Source organism: Pseudomonas gingeri (genome assembly GCF_013386115.1).
Classification (GTDB): domain Bacteria; phylum Pseudomonadota; class Gammaproteobacteria; order Pseudomonadales; family Pseudomonadaceae; genus Aquipseudomonas; species Aquipseudomonas gingeri.
The window spans coordinates 506,088-526,012 of record NZ_JACAOR010000001.1; the positions used below are offsets into that span (position 1 = coordinate 506,088).

General features: G+C 59.9%; 19 protein-coding genes. 6 read left to right on the top strand and 13 right to left on the bottom strand.

Translation table 11 applies throughout. From position 1 onward, the window contains the following. Window positions 1–101: 101 nt before the first annotated feature. On the bottom strand, window positions 102–1,415 hold the full coding sequence (locus HX881_RS02210; RefSeq protein ID WP_343054677.1) for a diguanylate cyclase domain-containing protein: 1,314 nt from the start codon (window positions 1,413–1,415) through the stop codon (window positions 102–104). Between the two features lie 203 nt (window positions 1,416–1,618). Then, the gene (locus HX881_RS02215; RefSeq protein WP_177082485.1) at window positions 1,619–3,022 is read right to left on the bottom strand and encodes an MFS transporter; all 1,404 of its coding nucleotides are present in this window, start codon (window positions 3,020–3,022) and stop codon (window positions 1,619–1,621) included. Between the two features lie 294 nt (window positions 3,023–3,316). Between HX881_RS02215 and HX881_RS02220 the strand changes: the two genes are divergently transcribed. Further along, window positions 3,317–3,748 carry a nuclear transport factor 2 family protein gene (locus tag HX881_RS02220; protein ID WP_017128358.1) on the top strand — a complete coding sequence of 144 codons (432 nt, stop codon included), beginning with the start codon at window positions 3,317–3,319 and terminating at the stop codon, window positions 3,746–3,748. A 231-nt stretch (window positions 3,749–3,979) separates the two neighbouring features. Here the strand turns inward: HX881_RS02220 and HX881_RS02225 are convergent, their stop codons facing one another. Both HX881_RS02225 and HX881_RS02230 read right to left on the bottom strand, forming a co-directional pair. Further along, the gene (locus tag HX881_RS02225) at window positions 3,980–4,483 is read right to left on the bottom strand and encodes a hypothetical protein (protein ID WP_177082487.1); all 504 of its coding nucleotides are present in this window, start codon (window positions 4,481–4,483) and stop codon (window positions 3,980–3,982) included. A 250-nt stretch (window positions 4,484–4,733) separates the two neighbouring features. Then, a complete protein-coding gene (locus HX881_RS02230; RefSeq protein WP_017128360.1) occupies window positions 4,734–5,318 on the bottom strand; it encodes a TetR/AcrR family transcriptional regulator in 585 nt (194 codons plus the stop codon). Window positions 5,319–5,540: 222 nt separating this feature from the next. Here HX881_RS02230 and HX881_RS02235 point away from each other — a divergent pair, with 222 nt between their 5' ends. The 3 genes from HX881_RS02235 to HX881_RS02245 all read left to right on the top strand — a co-directional run bounded on the left by HX881_RS02235 (window position 5,541) and on the right by HX881_RS02245 (window position 7,417). After that, window positions 5,541–6,404, top strand: a complete 864-nt coding sequence (locus HX881_RS02235) for an NmrA family NAD(P)-binding protein (protein ID WP_177082489.1) — start codon at window positions 5,541–5,543, stop codon at window positions 6,402–6,404. Window positions 6,405–6,474: 70 nt separating this feature from the next. After that, window positions 6,475–7,110 carry a TetR/AcrR family transcriptional regulator gene (locus HX881_RS02240; RefSeq protein WP_246356428.1) on the top strand — a complete coding sequence of 212 codons (636 nt, stop codon included), beginning with the start codon at window positions 6,475–6,477 and terminating at the stop codon, window positions 7,108–7,110. A gap of 97 nt (window positions 7,111–7,207) precedes the next feature. Continuing rightward, window positions 7,208–7,417: a hypothetical protein gene (locus HX881_RS02245; protein ID WP_017128363.1), complete on the top strand. Its 210-nt coding sequence runs from the start codon at window positions 7,208–7,210 to the stop codon at window positions 7,415–7,417. A 53-nt stretch (window positions 7,418–7,470) separates the two neighbouring features. Here the strand turns inward: HX881_RS02245 and HX881_RS02250 are convergent, their stop codons facing one another. After that, window positions 7,471–8,325 carry an alpha/beta fold hydrolase gene (locus HX881_RS02250; protein WP_177082491.1) on the bottom strand — a complete coding sequence of 285 codons (855 nt, stop codon included), beginning with the start codon at window positions 8,323–8,325 and terminating at the stop codon, window positions 7,471–7,473. Window positions 8,326–8,524: 199 nt separating this feature from the next. On the opposite strand from HX881_RS02250, the gene HX881_RS02255 reads away from it, so the two are divergent. After that, window positions 8,525–8,758, top strand: a complete 234-nt coding sequence (locus HX881_RS02255) for a hypothetical protein (RefSeq protein WP_146049187.1) — start codon at window positions 8,525–8,527, stop codon at window positions 8,756–8,758. 36 nt (window positions 8,759–8,794) lie between these two features. Here the strand turns inward: HX881_RS02255 and HX881_RS02260 are convergent, their stop codons facing one another. Further along, window positions 8,795–9,526, bottom strand: a complete 732-nt coding sequence (locus tag HX881_RS02260) for a cysteine hydrolase family protein (protein WP_177082493.1) — start codon at window positions 9,524–9,526, stop codon at window positions 8,795–8,797. 153 nt (window positions 9,527–9,679) lie between these two features. Between HX881_RS02260 and HX881_RS02265 the strand changes: the two genes are divergently transcribed. After that, the gene (locus HX881_RS02265; protein ID WP_177082495.1) at window positions 9,680–10,546 is read left to right on the top strand and encodes an AraC family transcriptional regulator; all 867 of its coding nucleotides are present in this window, start codon (window positions 9,680–9,682) and stop codon (window positions 10,544–10,546) included. Between the two features lie 7 nt (window positions 10,547–10,553). Here the strand turns inward: HX881_RS02265 and HX881_RS02270 are convergent, their stop codons facing one another. The 7 genes from HX881_RS02270 to HX881_RS02300 all read right to left on the bottom strand — a co-directional run bounded on the left by HX881_RS02270 (window position 10,554) and on the right by HX881_RS02300 (window position 19,258). After that, complete coding sequence (locus tag HX881_RS02270; RefSeq protein WP_177082496.1) at window positions 10,554–11,264, bottom strand: type 1 glutamine amidotransferase domain-containing protein; 711 nt, start codon at window positions 11,262–11,264, stop codon at window positions 10,554–10,556. A 120-nt stretch (window positions 11,265–11,384) separates the two neighbouring features. Then, window positions 11,385–12,290, bottom strand: coding sequence for a LysR family transcriptional regulator (locus HX881_RS02275; protein WP_177082498.1), 906 nt, complete (start codon window positions 12,288–12,290; stop codon window positions 11,385–11,387). Between the two features lie 80 nt (window positions 12,291–12,370). Beyond that, complete coding sequence (locus HX881_RS02280; protein WP_177082500.1) at window positions 12,371–13,168, bottom strand: hypothetical protein; 798 nt, start codon at window positions 13,166–13,168, stop codon at window positions 12,371–12,373. Between the two features lie 72 nt (window positions 13,169–13,240). After that, on the bottom strand, window positions 13,241–14,404 hold the full coding sequence (locus HX881_RS02285) for an MFS transporter (protein ID WP_177082502.1): 1,164 nt from the start codon (window positions 14,402–14,404) through the stop codon (window positions 13,241–13,243). A 7-nt stretch (window positions 14,405–14,411) separates the two neighbouring features. After that, entirely contained in the window at window positions 14,412–15,218 is an 807-nt protein-coding gene (locus HX881_RS02290; RefSeq protein WP_177082504.1) for a hypothetical protein, read from the bottom strand. Window positions 15,219–15,230: 12 nt separating this feature from the next. Further along, entirely contained in the window at window positions 15,231–16,670 is a 1,440-nt protein-coding gene (locus HX881_RS02295; RefSeq protein WP_177082506.1) for a radical SAM protein, read from the bottom strand. Next, window positions 16,670–19,258 carry a glycosyltransferase gene (locus HX881_RS02300; protein ID WP_246356429.1) on the bottom strand — a complete coding sequence of 863 codons (2,589 nt, stop codon included), beginning with the start codon at window positions 19,256–19,258 and terminating at the stop codon, window positions 16,670–16,672. Before HX881_RS02300 ends, HX881_RS02295 begins: the two co-directional genes overlap by 1 nt. Window positions 19,259–19,925: the final 667 nt, after the last annotated feature.

The following is a 19,925-nucleotide window of genomic DNA, read 5'->3' on the forward strand; positions in this document are numbered from 1 at the left end:
CGACTGCTCCTTGCCGCGCTGGGAACGAATCCACCAGAACTGCAGCGTTGTTCTTGTCGCTCTCCTTGCAAGAGTGACTGCGCGGCACCACCAAGGTTTAGTCAATTACGACCTGCGGCAACACCCTGCTGACCCGCCGCAAACCGATACTGCCCCTTCCCGCGATGCTTGGCCTCATACATCGCCCCATCAGCCGCACGCATCAGCTCTTCCACCGTCGTCCCACTGGTGGGCAAGCAGGCGATGCCGATACTGGCTCCCAGGAGGAAGTTCTCATGGTCGGCACCCACCTGCGCTATCAACTTGTCGGCCACCGCGGCCGCGTCATCCGGGCTGTCGATGCCTTCGATAATGATGGTGAACTCATCGCCGCCAATCCTGGCCAGTCGGTCGTAAGGCCTCAGGCACCCTTTCAACTGGCCGCTGACCCAGCGCAGGGCCTCATCGCCGCGGTCATGGCCGAACTTGTCGTTGATCTGCTTGAAGCCGTCCAGGTCCAGGTACAGCAACGCGCTCATCCTGCCGGTGCGCTGGTTGCGGGCGATGGCGGCCTGCAGCGCCTGCAGGAATCCCCTACGGTTGAGCAGCCCGGTCAGGGCATCGGTGATCGTCATGATTTCGAGCTGGCGATGCAGCTCGCGCACCGATGACATGTCCAGGGCCAGCAGCGTCATGGCGTCCTGCTCTTCAAGCAGTGGCGAGCAGGACAAGGCCACCGGGATCGTCTGGCCTTCGCGGTTGCGCAGGTTGGCGTCATGCAGGCGAAGGGTTTCGCCACTGTGAAAGTACTCCAGCCATACCGAGTCTTGCCAGGTGTCCTCATGGGGCGATTCAACCCAGGCGATCAACTCGCTGCCCTGCAGTTCACTCTCGGAACAACCGAGCATGCGGGTGATCGCCGGATTGGCAAAACGGATGCGGCCATCGCTGCCCACCACCAGGATGCCTTCGGCGGTATTGTTCAGGATCGACGCGTTGAAAGAGCGCTCCTGTTCCAGTTGTTGCGTGGTCTGCAACAGCCCGCGCCGGTAGTGATCGTGTTCGAGCAGCACCCGAGCCTTGTGCAGCAGCATCGTCGGGTGCACCGGCTTGGTCATGAAGTCCACGGCGCCGGCGGCGTAACCCTGGTTGAGCACATCATCGGTCTGGCGCAGGCCCGAGATGAAGATGATCGGCGTGAATCGGGTAGTGGGATCGTCACGCATTCTGCGTGCGACCGCGAAGCCATCCATGCCGGGCATCTGCACATCCATCAGCACCAGGCCGATTTTGCCGGTGGTCATGCACGCCAGCGCCTTGGCCCCGGAGTCGGCGCAGTGCACTATCCGGTCGAGCTCTTCCAGCAGCTCCTGCATCTCCGCCAGGTTTTCCTCCTGGTCATCCACGACGAGGATTTCCAGCCGCTCAGCTTGCACTTGCAATACGCACCTCCATGTCTGTAATACCCGCTTCCATCAGGCAGGGCATACCACGCTAGCCAGGAAATGCCACTGTAGCTCGCTGCCGCCGCGTATGCCAATTGCAGGCGTGACCGGTTCAGGCCCGCCCGCCTTTGCGGCAGGCGGGCAGCGCTTCTTTATCGCGGGTCCGCCTGCTGCCCGAGGGATGAGGCGGTCACCTACAAGTCGGTGATTTCCTTGTGCCGCGGCACCAGTGTCTTCATCACGCTCCAGGCCACCAGGTAGGCCAGTGCGCAGGCGGCAAACATGATCATGTAGCCGGTGCGGATATCGCCAACCAGCTTGTAGTGGTCGAACACCCAGCCGCCGATCTTGGTCAGCACGACCCCGCCAAAGCCACCCGCCATGCCGCCGATGCCAACCACGGAGCCAACGGCTTTTTTCGGAAACATGTCCGAGACAGTGGTGAAGATATTCGCCGACCAGGCCTGATGCGCCGAGGCGCCGATGCCGATCAGCACCACCGGCACCCAGAAACTGATGTGGCCGAACGGCTGCGCCAGCAGCACCACCAGCGGAAAGAGCGCGATCACCAGCATGGCTTTCATCCTCCCGTCATAAGGCGCATCGCCCCGTGCCATGAAATAGCTGGGGAACCAGCCACCGCCAATACTGCCCACCATGGTCATGCTGTACAGCACCGTCAACGGCATCACAATGGCCGCGCCCTTCATGCCGTATTGCTCCGACAGATAGGTCGGCAGCCAGAACAGGAAAAACCACCACACGCCATCGGTCATGAATTTGCCAAAGGCGAAGGCCCAGGTCTGGCGGTACTTCAGCAACTGGAACCACGAGACCTTGCCGACGGGCGCCGATGGTTGTGCGCTGGCAACCACCGGCACCTCCTGATCCATGCGGATGTAGCTCAGCTCCTCTGCGGACAGGCGTTTTTGCAGCTCCGGTTTCTTGTACAGCGCGATCCAGAAGGCCATCCAGATGAAGCCCAGCATGCCGATCACGATAAAGGCGGCTTCCCAACCCCACAGGCCGGCGATCAAGGGCACGCAGATCGGCGCCAGGATCGCGCCGATATTGGCGCCGGAGTTGAAGATCCCGGTGGCCAGGGAGCGCTCTTTCTTCGGGAAGTATTCGGCGGTGACCTTGATCGCGGTCGGGAAATTGCCCGACTCGCCGATCGCCAGTACAGCGCGCGCCAGCATGAAGCCGGCGATCGAGACCGGGATGGCGGCCACACCGAACGCGGTACAGATAGCGGCGATCCCCTCGCCCACCGGTACGGAAACGGCATGCATCACCGCCCCGCTCGACCAGATGCAAATCGCCACGATGAAACCTGCCTTGGAGCCGATCTTGTCGACCACACGACCGGCGAACAGCATGGAAATCGCGTACACGAACTGGAAGACAGCGGCGATATTGGCGTAGTCGGTATTGCTCCAGCCGAATTGCCTGGACAGGTCCGGTGCCAGCAGGCTCAGCACCTGGCGGTCGAGGTAATTGATGGTGGTGGCAAAGAACAACAGGGCGCAGATGGTCCAGCGGTATCTGCCGACGGTCTGGCTGACGCGTTGCGCGTTGATGGGTTCGTTCAGATTCATGGCGTCACTTTATTATTTTTGGGTTTGGAATCATTACTTATACGTCATCGTACAACAAATCAAAAGAGGCTGCATTTGTGATGGCCGACAAAAAATGCGGTCCTCGTCCGGCCCTCGGATCAATCTCCTGAAGACTCTGAATCGCCTTTACAGGCCGGCAGCTTTTGCATTTCCGAGTGTTGACAAGGGTCGGAGGATGTTTTGATAATCGCCAAATCGTTGTACGACAACCTACGACACTTCGGTGTCCAGCCCTTCCTCCTATCCGAACACCCACAACAACAAGGAAACATGATGAAGAACGTCAAGCTGGTTATTGGTTTTTTGTGTCTCTTGAGCGGTTACGCGGCGGCCGCGTCGGCGCCAGGCGAAAAAGATGTGGCGGCAGCCGTGGACCAGTTGACCCAGGCCATGTGGCACAAGGACATTCCCAAGCTGCAAGCGCTGGCGGATGACAAGCTGACCTATGGACACTCCAGCGGAAAGATCCAGGATAAGCAGGAATTTATCGCCGACATCGAGACCGGCAGAAGCGGTTTCAAGGAACTGAAGATGCTCAACCAGACCATCACCATGAATGGTGACGTGGCCCTGGTGCGCAACCATTTCTCGGCTCAGGCCATCAACAGCGGCGTGCTGGTGCCCACCGAAATCGAAAACTTCCAGATCTGGAAAAAACAGCACGGTGAGTGGAAGCTGATTGGTCGACAGGCTTTCCGTTTCTGAGTCCAGGGCCTGCCAGGCAATTACTTTCTGACGACTCTCTTGGGCGGAGTCAGCAAAACCCACCCGGCTTGCGGGACGCCTTCGATTGGGTGGAACTGCCTAATACCCTGGCGGAGGAGATTTCAAAAATTACATGGGCCTTGGGGCCCAATATCCAGCCATCGGCTCACCGCCCCCCAACAGGCGCGTGAAACTGCGGCGGTGTGACGAACACCGCCGCCCTCGCCCACCTCAGGCCGCCTGCATCTTCCCGCGCTGGGAACGAATCCACCAGAACTGCAGCGCGGCACCCACGACAAAAATGCCCAGCCACGCCGCCAATGCGCCCTGCACCAGGGGGGATTGAGGGCCATCCGCCAGCGGGTGAGCGGCAGGCAAGCGGGTCAGCGTCTCATTGATCCCCGGGACCAGCAGCAGAAAGAAACTGAACGTGAACCCAAACTGCGACAGATAGGGCCGCGCACGTCCCAGCAGGCGTATCCGTGGAATCACCAGGGCACCGGATATCGCCAGCAGCGCCAGGATGCCCAGGGCATGGCCGGCATTGAAACCGCCGGTGCTGGATAGGCCGAACGATGTCACTACCGACACGGCCAGGCCGATGAGGTACACCTTGGCGGAGCGGGTGGAGGGGTCGATTTTCTGGTAGCGGACATAGCTGTAGAGCCCTGCGACCAATGGCACCAGGCTGATGGCGGTATGGCAGGCGCCCAGGACAGAAATGGGATGAGGCATGGGACATTGACTCCTTCTGAATACTCGGACCGCGCTGATGGCGAAATCCGTTGCTTAAGTTGACTACCAACTAGTTGGTAGGTTTTTCGGTGAAAAATTTTTGCCGCGTACGGCTCTCATCATGGAACAGTCGGTTCGGAGACGCCGGCCTGTTGGTCGCTGTGCCTCTCCATCTAAAACAACCTACTAGTTGGTAGGTTGTTTTGCAAGCCGTCAGTGGACGAACGGGCGGTGCCCGGCGCCCTCCTCTTTACTGCGTGATGACTAGCCTTTCGATAAGGGGCCGGGTGATTGCCCCGAACATCTTGGGATCGCCATAGGCACGAGCGGACAGCATGGCGCCATGCACCGTGGCCATGAAGGTCTCGGCTTCGGCGCGGGCGTCGCAGGACAGCGCCAGGGTGCCCTGCTTGGCTCCGCGCTCCATGACGGACGTCAGCCAGGCAGAAAGCGAGCGAAAATGAGCCCTCACCGCCAGTGCCACTTCCTGGGGCAGGACCGGCATCTGGCTTGCCAGCAAGGCGCACACGCAAAAGCCCTTCGCCGCATCGTCGATGCAGCCCAGCCAATAATCGTTATAGGCACGCAACTGGTCCACGGGATTGGGGAAATGCCGTTCCAGCGCGGCGATGCCGGCTTCGGCCTCTTCGCGATACTGCGCCACCAGCGCGAGGACCAGGTCCACTTTCGTGGCGAAATGATGGTGGATGCTGGCCTTGCGGATTCCCACGGATTCGGAGATGTCCGCGTAGCTGAAACCACTGTAGCCGCCGGTAATGATCAGCGTCCGGGCGCAGTGGAGGATTTCATGATAGGTGCTGGATCGATTGTTCATTCAGCAAACCTACCTTCTAGTAGGCTGGTAGTCAACCCTGTGCAGTTGGGCCTGACTCAGGACTGTTCGCATCGAGGGATTGACATCAAACATGATGACCATCATGCTTTGTCTCGAAGCATTATGATCGTCATGCTTCATCGCTACATAACATGATGGCCATCATGGATGCGTTGACAGATTTCCGCCCCCCCTTTTTGTCTGATGCTTCAGGAGAAATTCATGAACACCTATCTGGTAACAGGTGCCACTGGCGCCACCGGTGCTCCCACGGTCAAATATCTGCTTGAAAACGGCCATCGCGTGAATGCCTTTGTTCATCGTGAAGATGAGCGCTCGCAGAAACTGAGGGATCTGGGTGCAACCATCTTTGTTGGCGATGCGCTGAAACTGAAGGACCTGCGCCCGGCCATGAAAGGTGTCGACGGTGCCTACTTCGTCTACCCCCTGGGCAATGGCCTGGTGGAAGCGGCTGCCATCTTCGCCCAAGCCGCGAAGGAAGAAGGCGTGAAGATCATCGCCAACATGTCCCACAAGCAATCGCGCCCTGATGCCCGCAGCCAGACGACCCTCAATCACTGGCTGTCGGAGCAGGTCTTCAGTTGGTCCGGCGTGCCGACCACCCACCTGCGTGTCACGTTTTTTGCCCAGTGGATGCTCTACATTGCGCCACTGATCCGCGCCGGCGTGTACCTGACCCCGTTCGACGCGGACAGCCGCTTTGCGCCTATCGCCACCCGCGATATCGCCAAAATCATTGCCGGCGTCCTGACCAATCCCGAGCCTCATGCGAACAAGGCCTACGTGCTGAACGGGCCCATCGAGTACAGCCATAAGGAGCTGGCCGGCGTCCTGGCGGACACCCTGGGTAAAGAGGTGCGTTTCCAGCAGGTTTCACCGCAAGAGTTTGTCAAAACCCTGGGCCTGGACGCCGATCCGGCCTACGTGACCCACTTCACCGCAGTGAAAGTCGACCAGCAGGAGAAACGTCTGGAAGGCCTGAATGACATCGGCACGCAGATCATCGGTGGTCCCCTGCAGACCCCTGCTGAATTCATCGCGGAACATCGTGATGTGTTGAGCTGACACCGACACCGGAAATCGGGCTGGGACGGCCATCCGGCTGTTCCAGCCCGACACGCTCATGGACTCTGGCATGATGGTCGTCATGCTTCCGCTGACTCATCCCGATGGGTACACTCTTCCCTTCAGTCTTTATTGGATCTACGGGACCACCATGCGCTACCCCGCTGAAGAAACAGCAGAAAAGCACCGGAGGATTTTGCAGCAGGCATCGATCCTGTTTCGCGAACGGGGGTTTTCTGGTGTCAGCCTCAGTGAAATCATGAAGGCCACGGGGCTGACCCATGGCGCGTTCTATAACCACTTCGAGTCAAAGGACGACCTGATCGCGAAGAGTTTGTGTGACGCCTCAGCCAGAACCCTTGCCCCGCTGCAAGCAGCGCAAGAGTCGACTGAGCTGATGCAGCATTACATCCAGGAGTATCTGAGCGAGGCGCATCGCGACGACATGGGCAATGGTTGCCTGATGGCCGCTCTGGGATCGGAAATTGCCAAAGAGCCGTTGGTTCGTCCTACCTTCACTCGCCATATCAAGCGTGTTCTCGAGAGTATGACGCTGCCCTTCGCCAAGGCGAAAAAGCGCCATGCCCGTCGCCAGGCCATTCACCAGGTTTCCAGCATGGTGGGGGCCATCATCCTGGCCCGCGCGGTAGACGATCCGGAGCTGGCCGAAGAAATCCTGCGTGAGGTCCGCACGGTGCTCAGTTGATTGGGCGCTGTTTTCAACGGATTGGAGCATAAGCTCTAAAGCTCGTCGGAAAACAGTCGATAGCCTGGATTCAACCCTCACTCATGGAAGCAGTGACATGCAAATCACCAACAGCCCCCTGCCCATCCTGAACACTGACGGCAATCGGTCGCCGATTACGCTCCCCCCTTCCAGCACCCCGCCGCCACCTTTGACCGATGCCCAGAAAGAAGCACTGCAAAAGCTGCGGGACCAATTGAAGAATCCGGTGACTCCACCGGTAGTGGAAACCCCGAAAAAAACCTCGCTGATCGACGAAGTCGTCTAAAGCATTGCACCCGGCGGACACGGCTGCGCTATCGCCGGTCCGCTTCCTGTTCGTCAGCCGGGCATCCCTGCCGCCAGTTTGGCGCCCTTCAGGAATCGATCGATCAGCGGATTGACCTCGGTCGGATTCTCCAGCGCCGCCAGGTGCGCGGTTCGTTCAATCACGACAAATTCAGCGCCCGGAATGGCTTGTGCCATGGCTCGGGTTTCGCTGACGGCGAATGTACGATCTTCTCTCCCCGCCACCACCAGAACCGGCGATGTGACGGCTGCCATGAGTGTGCGCTGATCCGGTCGATCGGGAACCACGCTGGCGACTGCCCAGGCGATCGAGTCGACATCGCATTGACTCAATGCCTGGTGGATCTGGCTGATGACCTGCGGCCGTTGCTTCTCACTGGTAGGGCCGACAAACGCCCGCGTTGCAACGCCGACCATGACGCCGCGAAATCCGCCCAGCAGCCGGATCACCCGAGCCAGCAACGGAAACTCCAGGCGATGCCGCCAGCCCGCCGCTGATGCGGTGCAGTTCATCAATATAACGGCACCGACTCTGCCGGGGTGCATTGCCGCAAGCGTGCCTCCGATCATGCCACCCCACGAGTTGCCGACGAAATGGGCTTTCGCGATGCCCAGGCCGTCGAGCACCTGGACAACGCTCTGCGCGCATTCCGCGAAGGTGAAGGCCCGCGTCAGCTTTTCACTGTCACCGTGGCCCGGCGGGTCGATCAGGATGACCCGATGGCTCTGGCTGAAGTGGTGCACCTGGGCCATCCACATACGGCCGCTCATCAGCAGGCTGGACCAGAACACGATCGCCTCGCCCTGCCCGGCACTGCGTACCCGCAAGCGACCGAGGCAGGTGGGGATGTCTTGAGCCTGAAGATCTTCATACGCAATCAGTGGCATAGCGTGCTCATCAATGGACGGTCATTGGAGGCTCAGCCTATACCCGTCAGGCCGAGGGCGGCGTTATCGGGCGCTATCACCAGGAGTGATGCTTTCCAGGGGGCCGCTGGCACGTTCGCGGGAGCCTGTCTAACCTCTCTCCAGGGAAGCCGGCGCGCAGGCGTGGCTCAGCGTAATACAACCGGGAAGAGGCTTGACCGTGAGCAAACAAGACACCGCTTTCTGCAGTCTCCTGAATGAAATCGCCCAGGGCAAAAACGAGATCAGGGAACCCGCCGAAGTCGATACGCTGGAACAGTTGATCAGCTTCGACTACGCGCAAGCCGTAGCCCATGTGGGAACTCAGCAGTTGGCCTACAGCGATGTGCGAATGACGGCGATGGGCAGTGCCTTTCTGAGCGTATGCAATGCCGCGCAGCATCCTGTCAGATGACGGGCTGATGGCGTCGAACCCACCGTTTCGCCTTCCTCAATCCAAACGGCTTCCCCGCAGATACCCAAGCGCCTGCTCCGTGCTCCACAGGGCATTGGCGATATAGCGGTAGTTGATCAATGCCGCCAGGTAGCCATCGCCTTCCGGTGTGGTCGGTCCGGCGGTGGCGTCACGGACCACGGCCACTTCGAAACCGAGTTCGAGCAGTTCCCGCAGGTGCGATTCAACGCACAGGTTCGCCGCCATGCCGGCCAGGATGACCTGCGAGACGCCATGCTTGCGCAGTTGCAGTGCCAGGTCGTTGGTTTCCGGGCCGTAGACTTTATGCGGTGAGGCGATAAGGGTCTTGCCGTCGAGAATGTAGGGCTTGTACTCGGGCATGAAGTCGGCACCGGAGTTCTCGAAGCCGTCGAGTGTCAGCGGTCCCTTGCGGTCGAACATGCCGATGCTGTGCATGACCTTTTCCAGCGGCCCGCCGAAATGCCAGTCGTGGTCGCACGGATAGTAATAGTGCGGGGATACGGCAACGGTGATGCCGGCAGCCTTGGCCGCGCCGAACAACTGGCCGATATGCTTGACGGTGTCGTGCTCGACAATGCTCTTGCCGAACACCGGCCAGCTGACGCCTTCGGGGCTGAGGAAATCGATCTGTGGATCGATGACCACCAGGGCCGCGCGGCGAAGGTCGAGCCGCATGCCGGGATCGGGCAAGGCCGGGTCGGTCGGGTCGGCATACGGTGAGGTGCTCTGGGGTGAAGGGTTGTTCATGGCGCTGGACTCCGTTCGACTATAGGGATTTACTCGTCGCGCCGTGGCACCCGTTAGGGTGATTGTCTGCCAACGGCGAGAACTTCATCCTATGGCCGCGCATGCCCGGGCTTTTGCCAGGACGTGCAGAGTCTTTACCCGGTCGTCTCCATCATGGATATCCTCTCCGAGTTCTTCGAGCGCACGCATCTCCAGGGCCGGCTGTTCTTTTCCGGACAGGTGGACGGCACCCTGGTGCTCGACAAGCCGCCGGGCATGGCGTTTATCCATGTCATCAGCAAGGGCCATATCGACCTGGTGCAGCCCGGGCTGCCGAAGCTATCGATTACCGAGCCCAGCGTGCTGTTCTGTCCGAGCAGTTGCCGTTACCAGTTGCGCTCAAGCTCGGCGCAAGGGGCGGAGTTGATCTGCGCCTCGTTCCGGTTCGGGCGCAATTCGTTGCAGCCCTTCCCGCTCGGGCTCAAGGAAACGCTGGTATTTCCCATCAGCAGCCTGGAAAACCTGGCTCCGGTGATCGCTACGCTGCTCGGCGAATTCGAGGAGCAGGCCCCTGGCAGGACCAAGGCCCTCAATCTGTTGCTCGAATTCATTTTCGTGTTGTTGGTGCGGCGAGCGGTCAAGGAGCAGAAGATTTCCAGCGGCTTGCTCTATGCCTTGCAGGATGGGCGTCTTGGCGCGGTGTTCAATCGGATTCACCAGGAACCCGAAGCGCCCTGGACCGTCGGGCAACTGGCGGCGCTGGCGAATATGTCGCGGTCGAAATTCTCGGCGTGCTTCACCCGGATCATGGGCGTCTCGCCAATGGGTTATGTCACTGCCTGGCGGATGAAGGTCGCCCAGGAGCTGTTGCGCGAAGGGGTACAGATCAAGGTGATCGCCGCGTCGGTCGGCTACAGCTCGCAAGCCTCGTTCTCCAGGACCTTTGTCAGCGTGGTCGGCGCGCCACCCGCCGAATGGCTCAAGCGCGACAACAGCGGGGAGGACCCGCTGTTGTCGGTACAGGTGCAACCGCATGGGTAGCCGATGATTACCGGCGCTTGGCAATCTCTTCCAGGAAGGCCTGGGTCGTGCCTTGCGCCGAGGCCGGGTTCTGGCCGGTGATCAGGTTGCCATCGACGACAACGTAGGAAGTCCAGGGGGCGCCGGCCTGGTACTGTGCGCCGGCGGCTACCAGGCGATCTTCCAGCAGCCAGGGAGCATTGGCGGCCAGGCCGGTCTGGGTTTCCTCGGTATTGCTGAAGCCGGTGAGCTTGCGCCCCTTGAATGGCCAGGACCGGGCGTCGCCGGCGGCCAGGAATGCCGCGCAGCCATGGCACAGCGCCCCGACAACCTTGCGCGGATCGGCAAGTGCCGCGGTCAGCAGGCGACCGGCCGCTTCATTCACTGCCAGGTCCTGCATGGGACCGTGGCCGCCAGGCACGAGAATGGCATCGTAGTCGGCAAGGTCGATGTCTTCCAGGCGTTTCGGCGCACGCAGAAGCTGGGCGTGCCTGTGCAGATAGTCCGTCAGTTCGGCGACCTTGGCCGCATCACCGCCGTTCACGTCGAGGGAGAGACTCAGCTCGTCCACCACGGCTGGGGCACCGCCCGGCGTGGCGAGGCTGATGTTGGCCCCGGCCGCGCTGAGCAGGCGATGAGGCGTGATGAATTCCTCGCCCCAGAAACCGGTGGGACGCTGGAGGCCATTCAACTGGCTCCAGGTGGTTGCGCTGGAAAGAATCATGAGTACGGAAGGCATGGATATTCCTTGGGTTGAACGTCAGTTATCGACGTCAACGAGTATGGAATCGCCGCCCAGGGGTAACAATGAACGCCTCCCGAGTTGAGAATTCCACTTTCAGGAATGCCGTCGCGGCCCCTACATCAGATCAGCTTCGGTCCCCAGAGCCTCAAGGAGCCTGTTGTAGACCAGCCTGACCCTGGCCGGAACCGGAGATTGCTGCGAGCGGTAGACATACAGGCTGATCGGCTTCGGTGCGGCGGACTCCAGGGCCGTGACCAGCCGCCCGGCGCGGATATGAGGCAATGCCAGGTGGCCGGCGATCTGGCCAAAGCCCAGTCCCGAGAGCACGGCCTGGCATTCGCTTTCCGGATCGTTGGTGATAAACGCCGGCGCCGGGGCAATGAACTGGCGGTTTTCGCTGAACTTCCAGGGCCACGGGCGTCCGGTATTGCCGTCGATCATCAGGGTGAGCGGTTTGTGCTGGAGGTCGTCGACCGCCTTCGGCAAGCCGACGCGAGACACCAGTTCGGGGGAGCCGACCACATACAGAAAGGCCTTGGCCACTTCGCGCGCGACAAAGCGGCTATCGCGCATCGGACCTATGCGAATACCCACATCGATCTGTTCCTCGACCACGTCGGCGATCACGTCGGACAGCCGCAAATCAAGGACCAGGCCGGGATGTTCGCGCAGCAGCGGGGCCAGTGCATCGACCACGAACTGGCGGCCCAGGGAGCCGGGGGCCGCCAGGCGCACCACTCCGTGGTGATCGGAAGCGGCCTGCAGATCCGAACGGTGATACAAGGCATCCACCCCGCTCACCGCCATTCGCGCACGCTCGACCAACTGCACGCCAAAGGTACTGAGTTGAACACCGCGCGTGCTGCGATGAAACAGCAGTTCGCCCAACTCGTCCTCGAACTCGCGAATGACCCGGGTGACCACCTGGGGCGATACCCCCAGCTTTGTCGCGGCCTCGCGAAAGTTGGCCGAATCCGCCGCGACCACAAAAATACGCAAGCCTTCCAATCTGTTTTTCAAACGCTGCTCCAGAAAATTCGATGCCAGCGTTTTCGACAAGGCCACATCCAGGGCTTGGCGGATGTGGCCACACGCTTGGGTCAGCTGCCACTGCCGGCGATAGTAATGTAATCGGTATAGACCTGCGGCGCTCCGGAGAAAGACGCCAACTGCCGCCACTCCTCGTACATGCGCTCGCTCTCCGGGTGCTCGCGGACAAATGTCAGGGCCTTGTCCGTCGACACATCCAGTTCGGGGTGGAAGGAGTTCAGCGACTCCAGGCTTTCGATTTCCAGCATCACCGCATACTGGTCGAGACGGTTGCCGCCCTGCCCCTTGAGCATATGAAACTTCCAGCCCGGATAATCTTCCACGCGATGGATATTGCGGGTGATGAAGTCCTCGAAGGTTTGCGCGCTCACGCCGGAACGCAGGGCCAGGTTGTGGATGCCCACCACGCGCGCCACGGGGTTGCGGCCCGCGCCGGCCTGGTAGTTCGGACCTTCCGCCAGCGAGCTGTTGGTATTCTCGGCCAGCAGTGAATAGGTGGAGAAAATGGTCGGCAGCTCGGCGAAGGTGGAAAAGGTTTTCCACTCGGCAATCAGGGCCTGCACCTGCGGATGTTCCTGCCAGAAGTCCCGTGCATGGGCGGTCTGGTCGCCGTTGCGGTCGATGTAGTGGGCGTACTGCTGCGCGCTGGGCGCTTCGAACAGCATCAGGTATTGGTTTTCCCTCTCGCCGCGCAAGCCTTTGAGCAAGGTCCAGCGCCAACCCGGATAGGCCGGGATGCCCACGCCGCGTTCGCGTACGAAGTTTTCGAAGTGTGCGGCCGTGACGCCTTTCTTCAGGTTCAGGCCGATGTAGTGCAGGCTGAAAACCGGACCGGATAATTGACTCATAAGCACTCCATTGAATGATAACGTCGGGACGGAACAAAGGGGGCTGGCCGTGGGGCCGACCCCGTCAGGGCCTTAGCGGGTAAGGCGCCGGGCGCTGCAACAGACCAGCAGCATGATCACCACCGCCGCGCTGAACGCCGTGCTCAGGCTCGAGTGGTGGGCGACAAAGCCGATCAGCGCCGGGCCGCTCAACAGGCCCGTGTAGCCGACCAGGGTGACTGCCGACAGCGCGAAGCTCGATGGCACCTCGGGCCGGTTACCGGCTGCGGTGAACAGGATCGGGACGATATTGGACAGGCCGATACCGGTCAGGATGAATCCGGCAAGGGCGATGCCCGGCAGGTCGACCAGGACGATCAGCAGCAACCCGGCCGCCGCGCACGCGCTGCCGAGCATCAGCATGCGCTGGCGACCGCAGGCGTTGACCAGGCGGTCGCCGTACAAGCGACCCAGTGCGACGGCGATGGAGTAAAGGGTGTAGCCAAAACCGGCATGACTCTTTTCCATGCTGCGTTCGGTGTGCAGGAACACGGCCGACCAGTCCAGCATCGCGCCCTCGACCATGAAGATGAAAAAGCACAGCAGCGCAATCAACAGGATTGCGGGATGCGCGAGCGCCTGCAGCGGGCCGCCGGACTCGGCGCTTTCCTGGGGGCGCCTGGCCAGCAGATGAGCCGAAGCCTGCGTCACCACCAGCGCGATCAGCACCGCGACCAGCGAAATCGCCTGCAACGGCCCAAGCCCCGCCCATAACAACAGGCTGACGCCCCCTGCCCCGGCGACACTGCCGATGCTGTAGAAACCGTGAAACCCCGACATTCGCGCCTGCCCGCTGTCGCGCTCGACAATCACCGCCTGGGCGTTCATCGACACGTCCAGCAGGCCATTCACCGCGCCAAAGACCAGCAAGGCGCCGCCAATCGCCACGGCGGACGTGGCGTACATCATGAACGGCAGGATCAGGCAGAACACGGCCGCGCAGGCCAGGATCAGCGTGCGACAACCGAGCCTGGCGATGGCCCGGCCGGCAAACGGCATCACCAGCATCGAGCCCGCGGCAATGCAGAACAGCAGCAGGCCCAGGGTGCCGTCATCGATGTCCAGGCGGGATTTGACGAATGGAATCAGCGGCGCCCAGGACGCCATGCCCAGCCCGGCCACGAAAAAGATGCCGCGCGTGGCCTGTTGCTGACGCAGGTTCGCAACGCGCTGCGGTTGCAGTACATGGGTATTCACAGGCCGGTCACCTCTGGCTTTGCGCCACCGACAGATAGTCGGTGTAGATCTGCGGCGAGCCGGAGAACGAGGCCAGCTGCTTCCATTCCTCGTACATCTGCTTGGTGTCGCGGTGGGCCCGGGCGAATTTCGCCGCCTCATCGGTGGCGATATCCGGTTCCGGGTAGAACACATCGAGCGCCGCCAGGCTGGCGATCTCCATCATCACCACGTACTGGTCCAGGCGATTGCCGCGCTCGCCCTTGAGCAGGTGGAATTTCCAGTCGGGGTAATCCTCGATGCGATGGTGGTTGCGGGCAATGAATGTCTCGAAGGTTTCGGCGCGGACATCCGGGCGTAGCGCGAGATTGTGGATGCCGATCACCCGCGCCACCGGCTCCCCGCCCTCCCGCTCCTGGTAACGCGGGCCATGGGGCACGGTGCTCTTGCTGTTCTGCGCCAGCAGCCGGTAGTCGGTGTACAGGGTCGGCAGTTCACTGAAGGTGCCGTAGCGCTTCCATTCGCCAAGGATGTCCGCCGCCTCGGGATGCTCGCGCCAGAATTGCCGGGCCAGTTCGGTCTTGTTGCCGTCCGCGGCCTGGTAGCGATCGCGCTGCTCGGCGCTGGCGATCTCGAAGAGCATCAGGTACTGCCCTGCCCGCTCGCCCCGCAAGCCGCGCAACAGGGTCCAGCTCCAGCCCGGATAGCTGGGAATGTGCACGCCTTTGTGACGCACGAAGGTTTCGAACTGCTGCGCCGTTACCCCGGCTTCGGTATCGATCGCGATGTAGTACAGGCTGAAGACCGGCGCGGATGAAGTGGCTTGCTGTTCCATCGGTGGCCCTCCTCAGGCTTGCGGCGTGACGAACTGGGTATTGATCACGGCTTCGACCAGCGTCACGCCGTTGGGCGTCAGGCTGACCCGCTCGCCGTCGACGGTGACCAGCCCTTTCTCCACCAGGGTGTCGAGCGTGAGGCTGATGATCGGGTTCTCGAACAGGCTGCGGCCCTCGAAACGCTGGCGGAACACCTGGTCATCCACCGGGACCAGCGTCGACAGCGCCATCTTGAACGCGTTGACTTCCCGCTGCAGCGGCGAGACGCCACGGCTGGCGTCGATGGGCAGGCGGTCCTCGTCGAGGGCCTGCTTGTATTTGTTGTAGCCGGTGATATTGATGGCTTCGGCGCGGGTGCATTTCGAGCTGCCGCCGAGGCCGATCGCGACCTCCGGGTACTGTTTGTCGAGGTCGGTGATCAGCCCCTTCCATTTCTCCGGCTGGCGATGGTTCTGGTGGAAGTACATGGTCGGATGTTCGCCGTAGCCGGCCGACAGGTACTGCTCGACCAGTTCGCGCATCTGGTACTGCTTGCCCAGCCCGGGGAAGGTCATGTCGTTGATACTGATCAGGCCCTTGCGCTGCCAATGGCTCTGTTTCTCCCCGGAAACCCCGGTGCGGCTTTTCATGAACTCTTCCATGTGCAGCTTGGCGATGACCACATGGGAAAGCTCCAGCTCCAGGGTCTTTTCCATGTCGTATTTCACATCGTCGACAGTCTGGCCGAGCATGCCGTAGATCAGGTCGACGCTGACCCAGTCGAGGCCGATTTCCCGGGCGTGATGGATGGTTTCCTCGCACTCGTCGGCCGAATGCATGCGCCCGCAGGCCGAGATGATGCGGTCATTGAAGGACTGGGTGCCGAAGCTGATCTTGGTGAAACCCAGTTCCTTCAACAGGTGCAAGTAGGGTTTGTTGAGGGTGCCCGGCTCCCCTTCGAAGCGCATGGTGGCCGCCGAGAAATTGAAGTGGCTGTGATAGAACGCCATCAGGCGGCGCAGTTCCGGCTCCGGCAGCAGCGACGGCGTGCCGCCGAAGATATTGAATTCGCCGACCTCGGCCTGGGCCAGGCTGGGGACTTTCTGCAGCCACATCGTGGCTTCCTTGATGTTGTAGTCCACCAGTTCGCGGAACACCACCTGGGACGAGGCGGCCTTGGGATTGAGGATCACCGTCGGGTACTGGCAGAAGTGGCAGCGGTAGCGACAGGTGGGAATATAGGCCCACAGGTGGATCTGCCTGGCCTCGGCGATTTCACGGTCCATGTCGGCGAAAAAGGACGGCAGCGGATAATCGGCGATATCGCCGGGAAACACATGGCAGCCGAACGGATCGTTGAACACATAGTCCAGGAAGGCGCTGTTGTCCGGGCGCGCGAGGAAGTCGTAGACCCGTGGTACCGGATAGTTCGGGTCGATATCGTTGAGTGAACCCAAGGCTTCGTTGTTCATCAGAATACCCCTCCATTGGCAAAGTAGTTGTGGGCGGCACCGGACTCGCGGTCCTCGGCGAAGTAGTAGACAAAGCGCTCGAAATCCTCGGGCTTGACCGTGTCGAAGCACTTCGGCAAGGGCGGCGGGAAGCCGATGTCCTCGCCAACGGCGCGCCGCAGGGCACTGAAGATTTCCTCGCGGAATTCGAAATACAGGCGATAGGACGGGGTCTTGTAGGCGTGGATCGGCTTGAAGTCGATCACCCGCGACTGATGCTTGATCTCATGGATGCGCTGGTACATGCGATCCGCCACCGGACCGCCGAAGAACTCGCGGACCGCCGGATTTTCCATGAGGATCTGCGGGTTGAGCAGTGCCGGCAGCACGATGTTCTTGGGCACGTAGTCCTTGATCGAGTACTCCCAGGCCTGCCGTGACTGCTCGGGCGTGGTGTCGCGCAGCGTCGGGATCTGTTCCTCCACGTCCGGACGCACATCCTTCATGATGATGATCCCGTCCTGGCCGTAGGCGTTGCCGGTGATCACTTCGTCGAGGATGGTATCCACCCGCCGGCTGTTGATCTCGATCCGCGATTCGTGGGCGTAGACCGGCTTGCCACCCCAGGCGATCACCCGGATGCCGAAATCCCAGTCGTCGGAGAGGTGCTCGACAAAGCGGTCATTGTCCAGCTGGTAGAAAATCTCGATGCCGCCGACCCTGTCGTAGAGCGTGCGCTCGACGGCAAAGCCCTTGCCGTCCGGGAAACCGCCAAACAGTGAAAACGACACCTCGCGACAGCGCAGGGTCTTCTGGATTTCGTTGAGCAGGTTCGGGCGTTTGTCGAAGGAGGCTTCGTTGTAATAGTAATTGCAGGTGCCCAGGTCGCCGTTTTCCTCCAGCATCCGGGTAATCAGGGCGTGCAGCCAATACGGGTCGACGGTGCAGTCGGCATCGGCGGAAGCGATGTAGTGCCTGCTTTCGACACCCAGGCGGATATCGCGTTGTTTCGAGCGTACGGAGGCGTAATCCATGCCGCGCTTCCTGGCGGACGAAACGCCCTGGATGCGTTCCTGGATAACGTGGATATCCAGGGACGGATTGTCGGCCTTGAAACGATTGATCTTTTCCACGGAGTCATCTGTCGAATTGTTATCGACAATAATCAGCTCGTAGGTGGAATGGGTAATCAGCTCACCCTGTGTTTTCTGATTGAACAGGGAGTCCAGCACACTGTCGATACGGTCACTTTCGTTATACAGCGGCAGTACCACCGAAACAAAAACGGCATCACGCATAATTCCTCCGGAAGAACTCAAGTCAAGCATGCCCATTACATTGTTGGAGAGCACCCGTTGGCCAATGGAAAAGTTTTTTCGAGCCACTTGTTCCATCAGTGCCTTGTTGTTTAACAGTCGGTAGACGTCATTGATGAAGTCGTCATCGGGCAAATCATCGCGATCTTCCGAGATCGCCATGATCGGCGCTTCAAATCCATGCTGGCCGTACACCTCCTGATAATATTCATAGTTGCTGGCGATATAGCAGCGCTGGCTGCTGATCGCTTCCCCTACCGGATTTCCGTAACTGTCGTAACCCCAGGAAGTGAGAAAGGAAACCAGGTCACAGGAGTAATACAGGTCTTCAATGGTCGTGGTGTTGTCATTCGACGGCATATAGTCATGGGACAACGAACCGACAAACTTGATAAACGGCTCGATTTGCAACTCCTGAACCATTGCATTCAAGGCTGCAAAGTAGTCGGGGTGCTCGTCGGGATCGCCCGCCACCGCGAGATAGACTTTCCGGCGGCTGCCGTTTTGCGCAAACAACTGGTTCAGCCGGTAAACCAGGTAGATGTCCCGGTCCTGGCGCTTTTGCGGAATGATGCGGGTGGTGCGGGCAATCAGGATATCGCTGTCGCGGATATCCAGGCTCTCCTTGATGTTGGTGTAGCGGCCCTGGCCGCTGAAGTCGTAGGTGTTCTTGCGCACCTGGACTTCGACCTCATGGTCACACCATGCCTCGAGCTTGCGCTTGAGGTGGTTGTTGAGGGTGACGTAGCTGATATAGCGCGACTGCACCGGCTTGATGGCGTGAGGATAAGGCTCCGGACCGTATTTCATCACGGTCTTTTCGCTGCTCCACATCAGGTCATGATCGCGCCAGATGACAAAACTGCCCATGTCGTGCTTGTCGCCATAGGCCTCGATGGCCAGGTACAGGGCCTGGGTGTAGATGATGTTTTCCGGGAGGGTGGCGTTTTCAACGATCACATAACGGATATCCAGCTTCTCCCAGAGCTCGACAATCCGTCGGGCCAGCACCTGTGACGACTCGCGAATGGCGCTCAGCAGGCGTTGTTTTTCCTCCGGGGAAGCCGCGGTCTTTTGTCCGATCAGCACGGCGTGGGAGTGTTCTATGAAATCGACCGTGTAATGGGGAACGCTATCGATGGCGTCGACACGAACCAGGGTGAAGATATCCTGGTAGATGCCTTTTTCATAATCGTATGGCTTATTGAAGTTGCCTTTGTCGATCTTGATGTCATAACCAAGATCAAGATAGGAAGTCACTTCGTTACGCAGCAGGGTTTTGGCGAGTTTCAAGGCTTCGACTGTAATACCGGATACCGCAACAGCATCAAATGATATAAATATGGCTCCAGCAGGCATGGCAGATCCCTCAACCAATATTGATATGTTGATTCTCACGCACTCAGAATGGCTAGCTTCAAATCAGGTACGGACGTGGAGACGCATCAAGTTGTTCACTCAATGACATCTAAATGCCATCGGCTTTCTCCAGAAATTTATCGCAGGCAGATACCTGCCCGCCTCGGGCATTGGCGTTAATACAGGGAGAAACTCAACTCAGCGGATGTGACAACATCGTTCGACAGTCGGGTCTTTTCGGTTCAGGCGCAGACGTACGGATAGTTCATCAGGGCTCATGCTCTTTATCCTTTGCGGGATCTTGTTTTGAAGAGCTTTGTAGGCAACATTTCGTAATAAACCTACTCGTCTGTACGAGTTAAATCAACCGTCCAGTCGACATATTTTGAAATTTTTTAATCATGGCAAAATGCCCTTTGTTTAACCCCGATCTTGAGCCTGGTGACCTATGGGGTGAGTGGGCTTGGCAAACCCTGCCCCTACAGGTTACGTGGCGTTTTCAGGATTCCGGTTCCCTGGCTGATCGACATCAGAGCCGGCCCGCTCAGCGCAAGATGATTGACGCTCGCAAACTCACGTAATAATTTAAGTTACGTCAAAT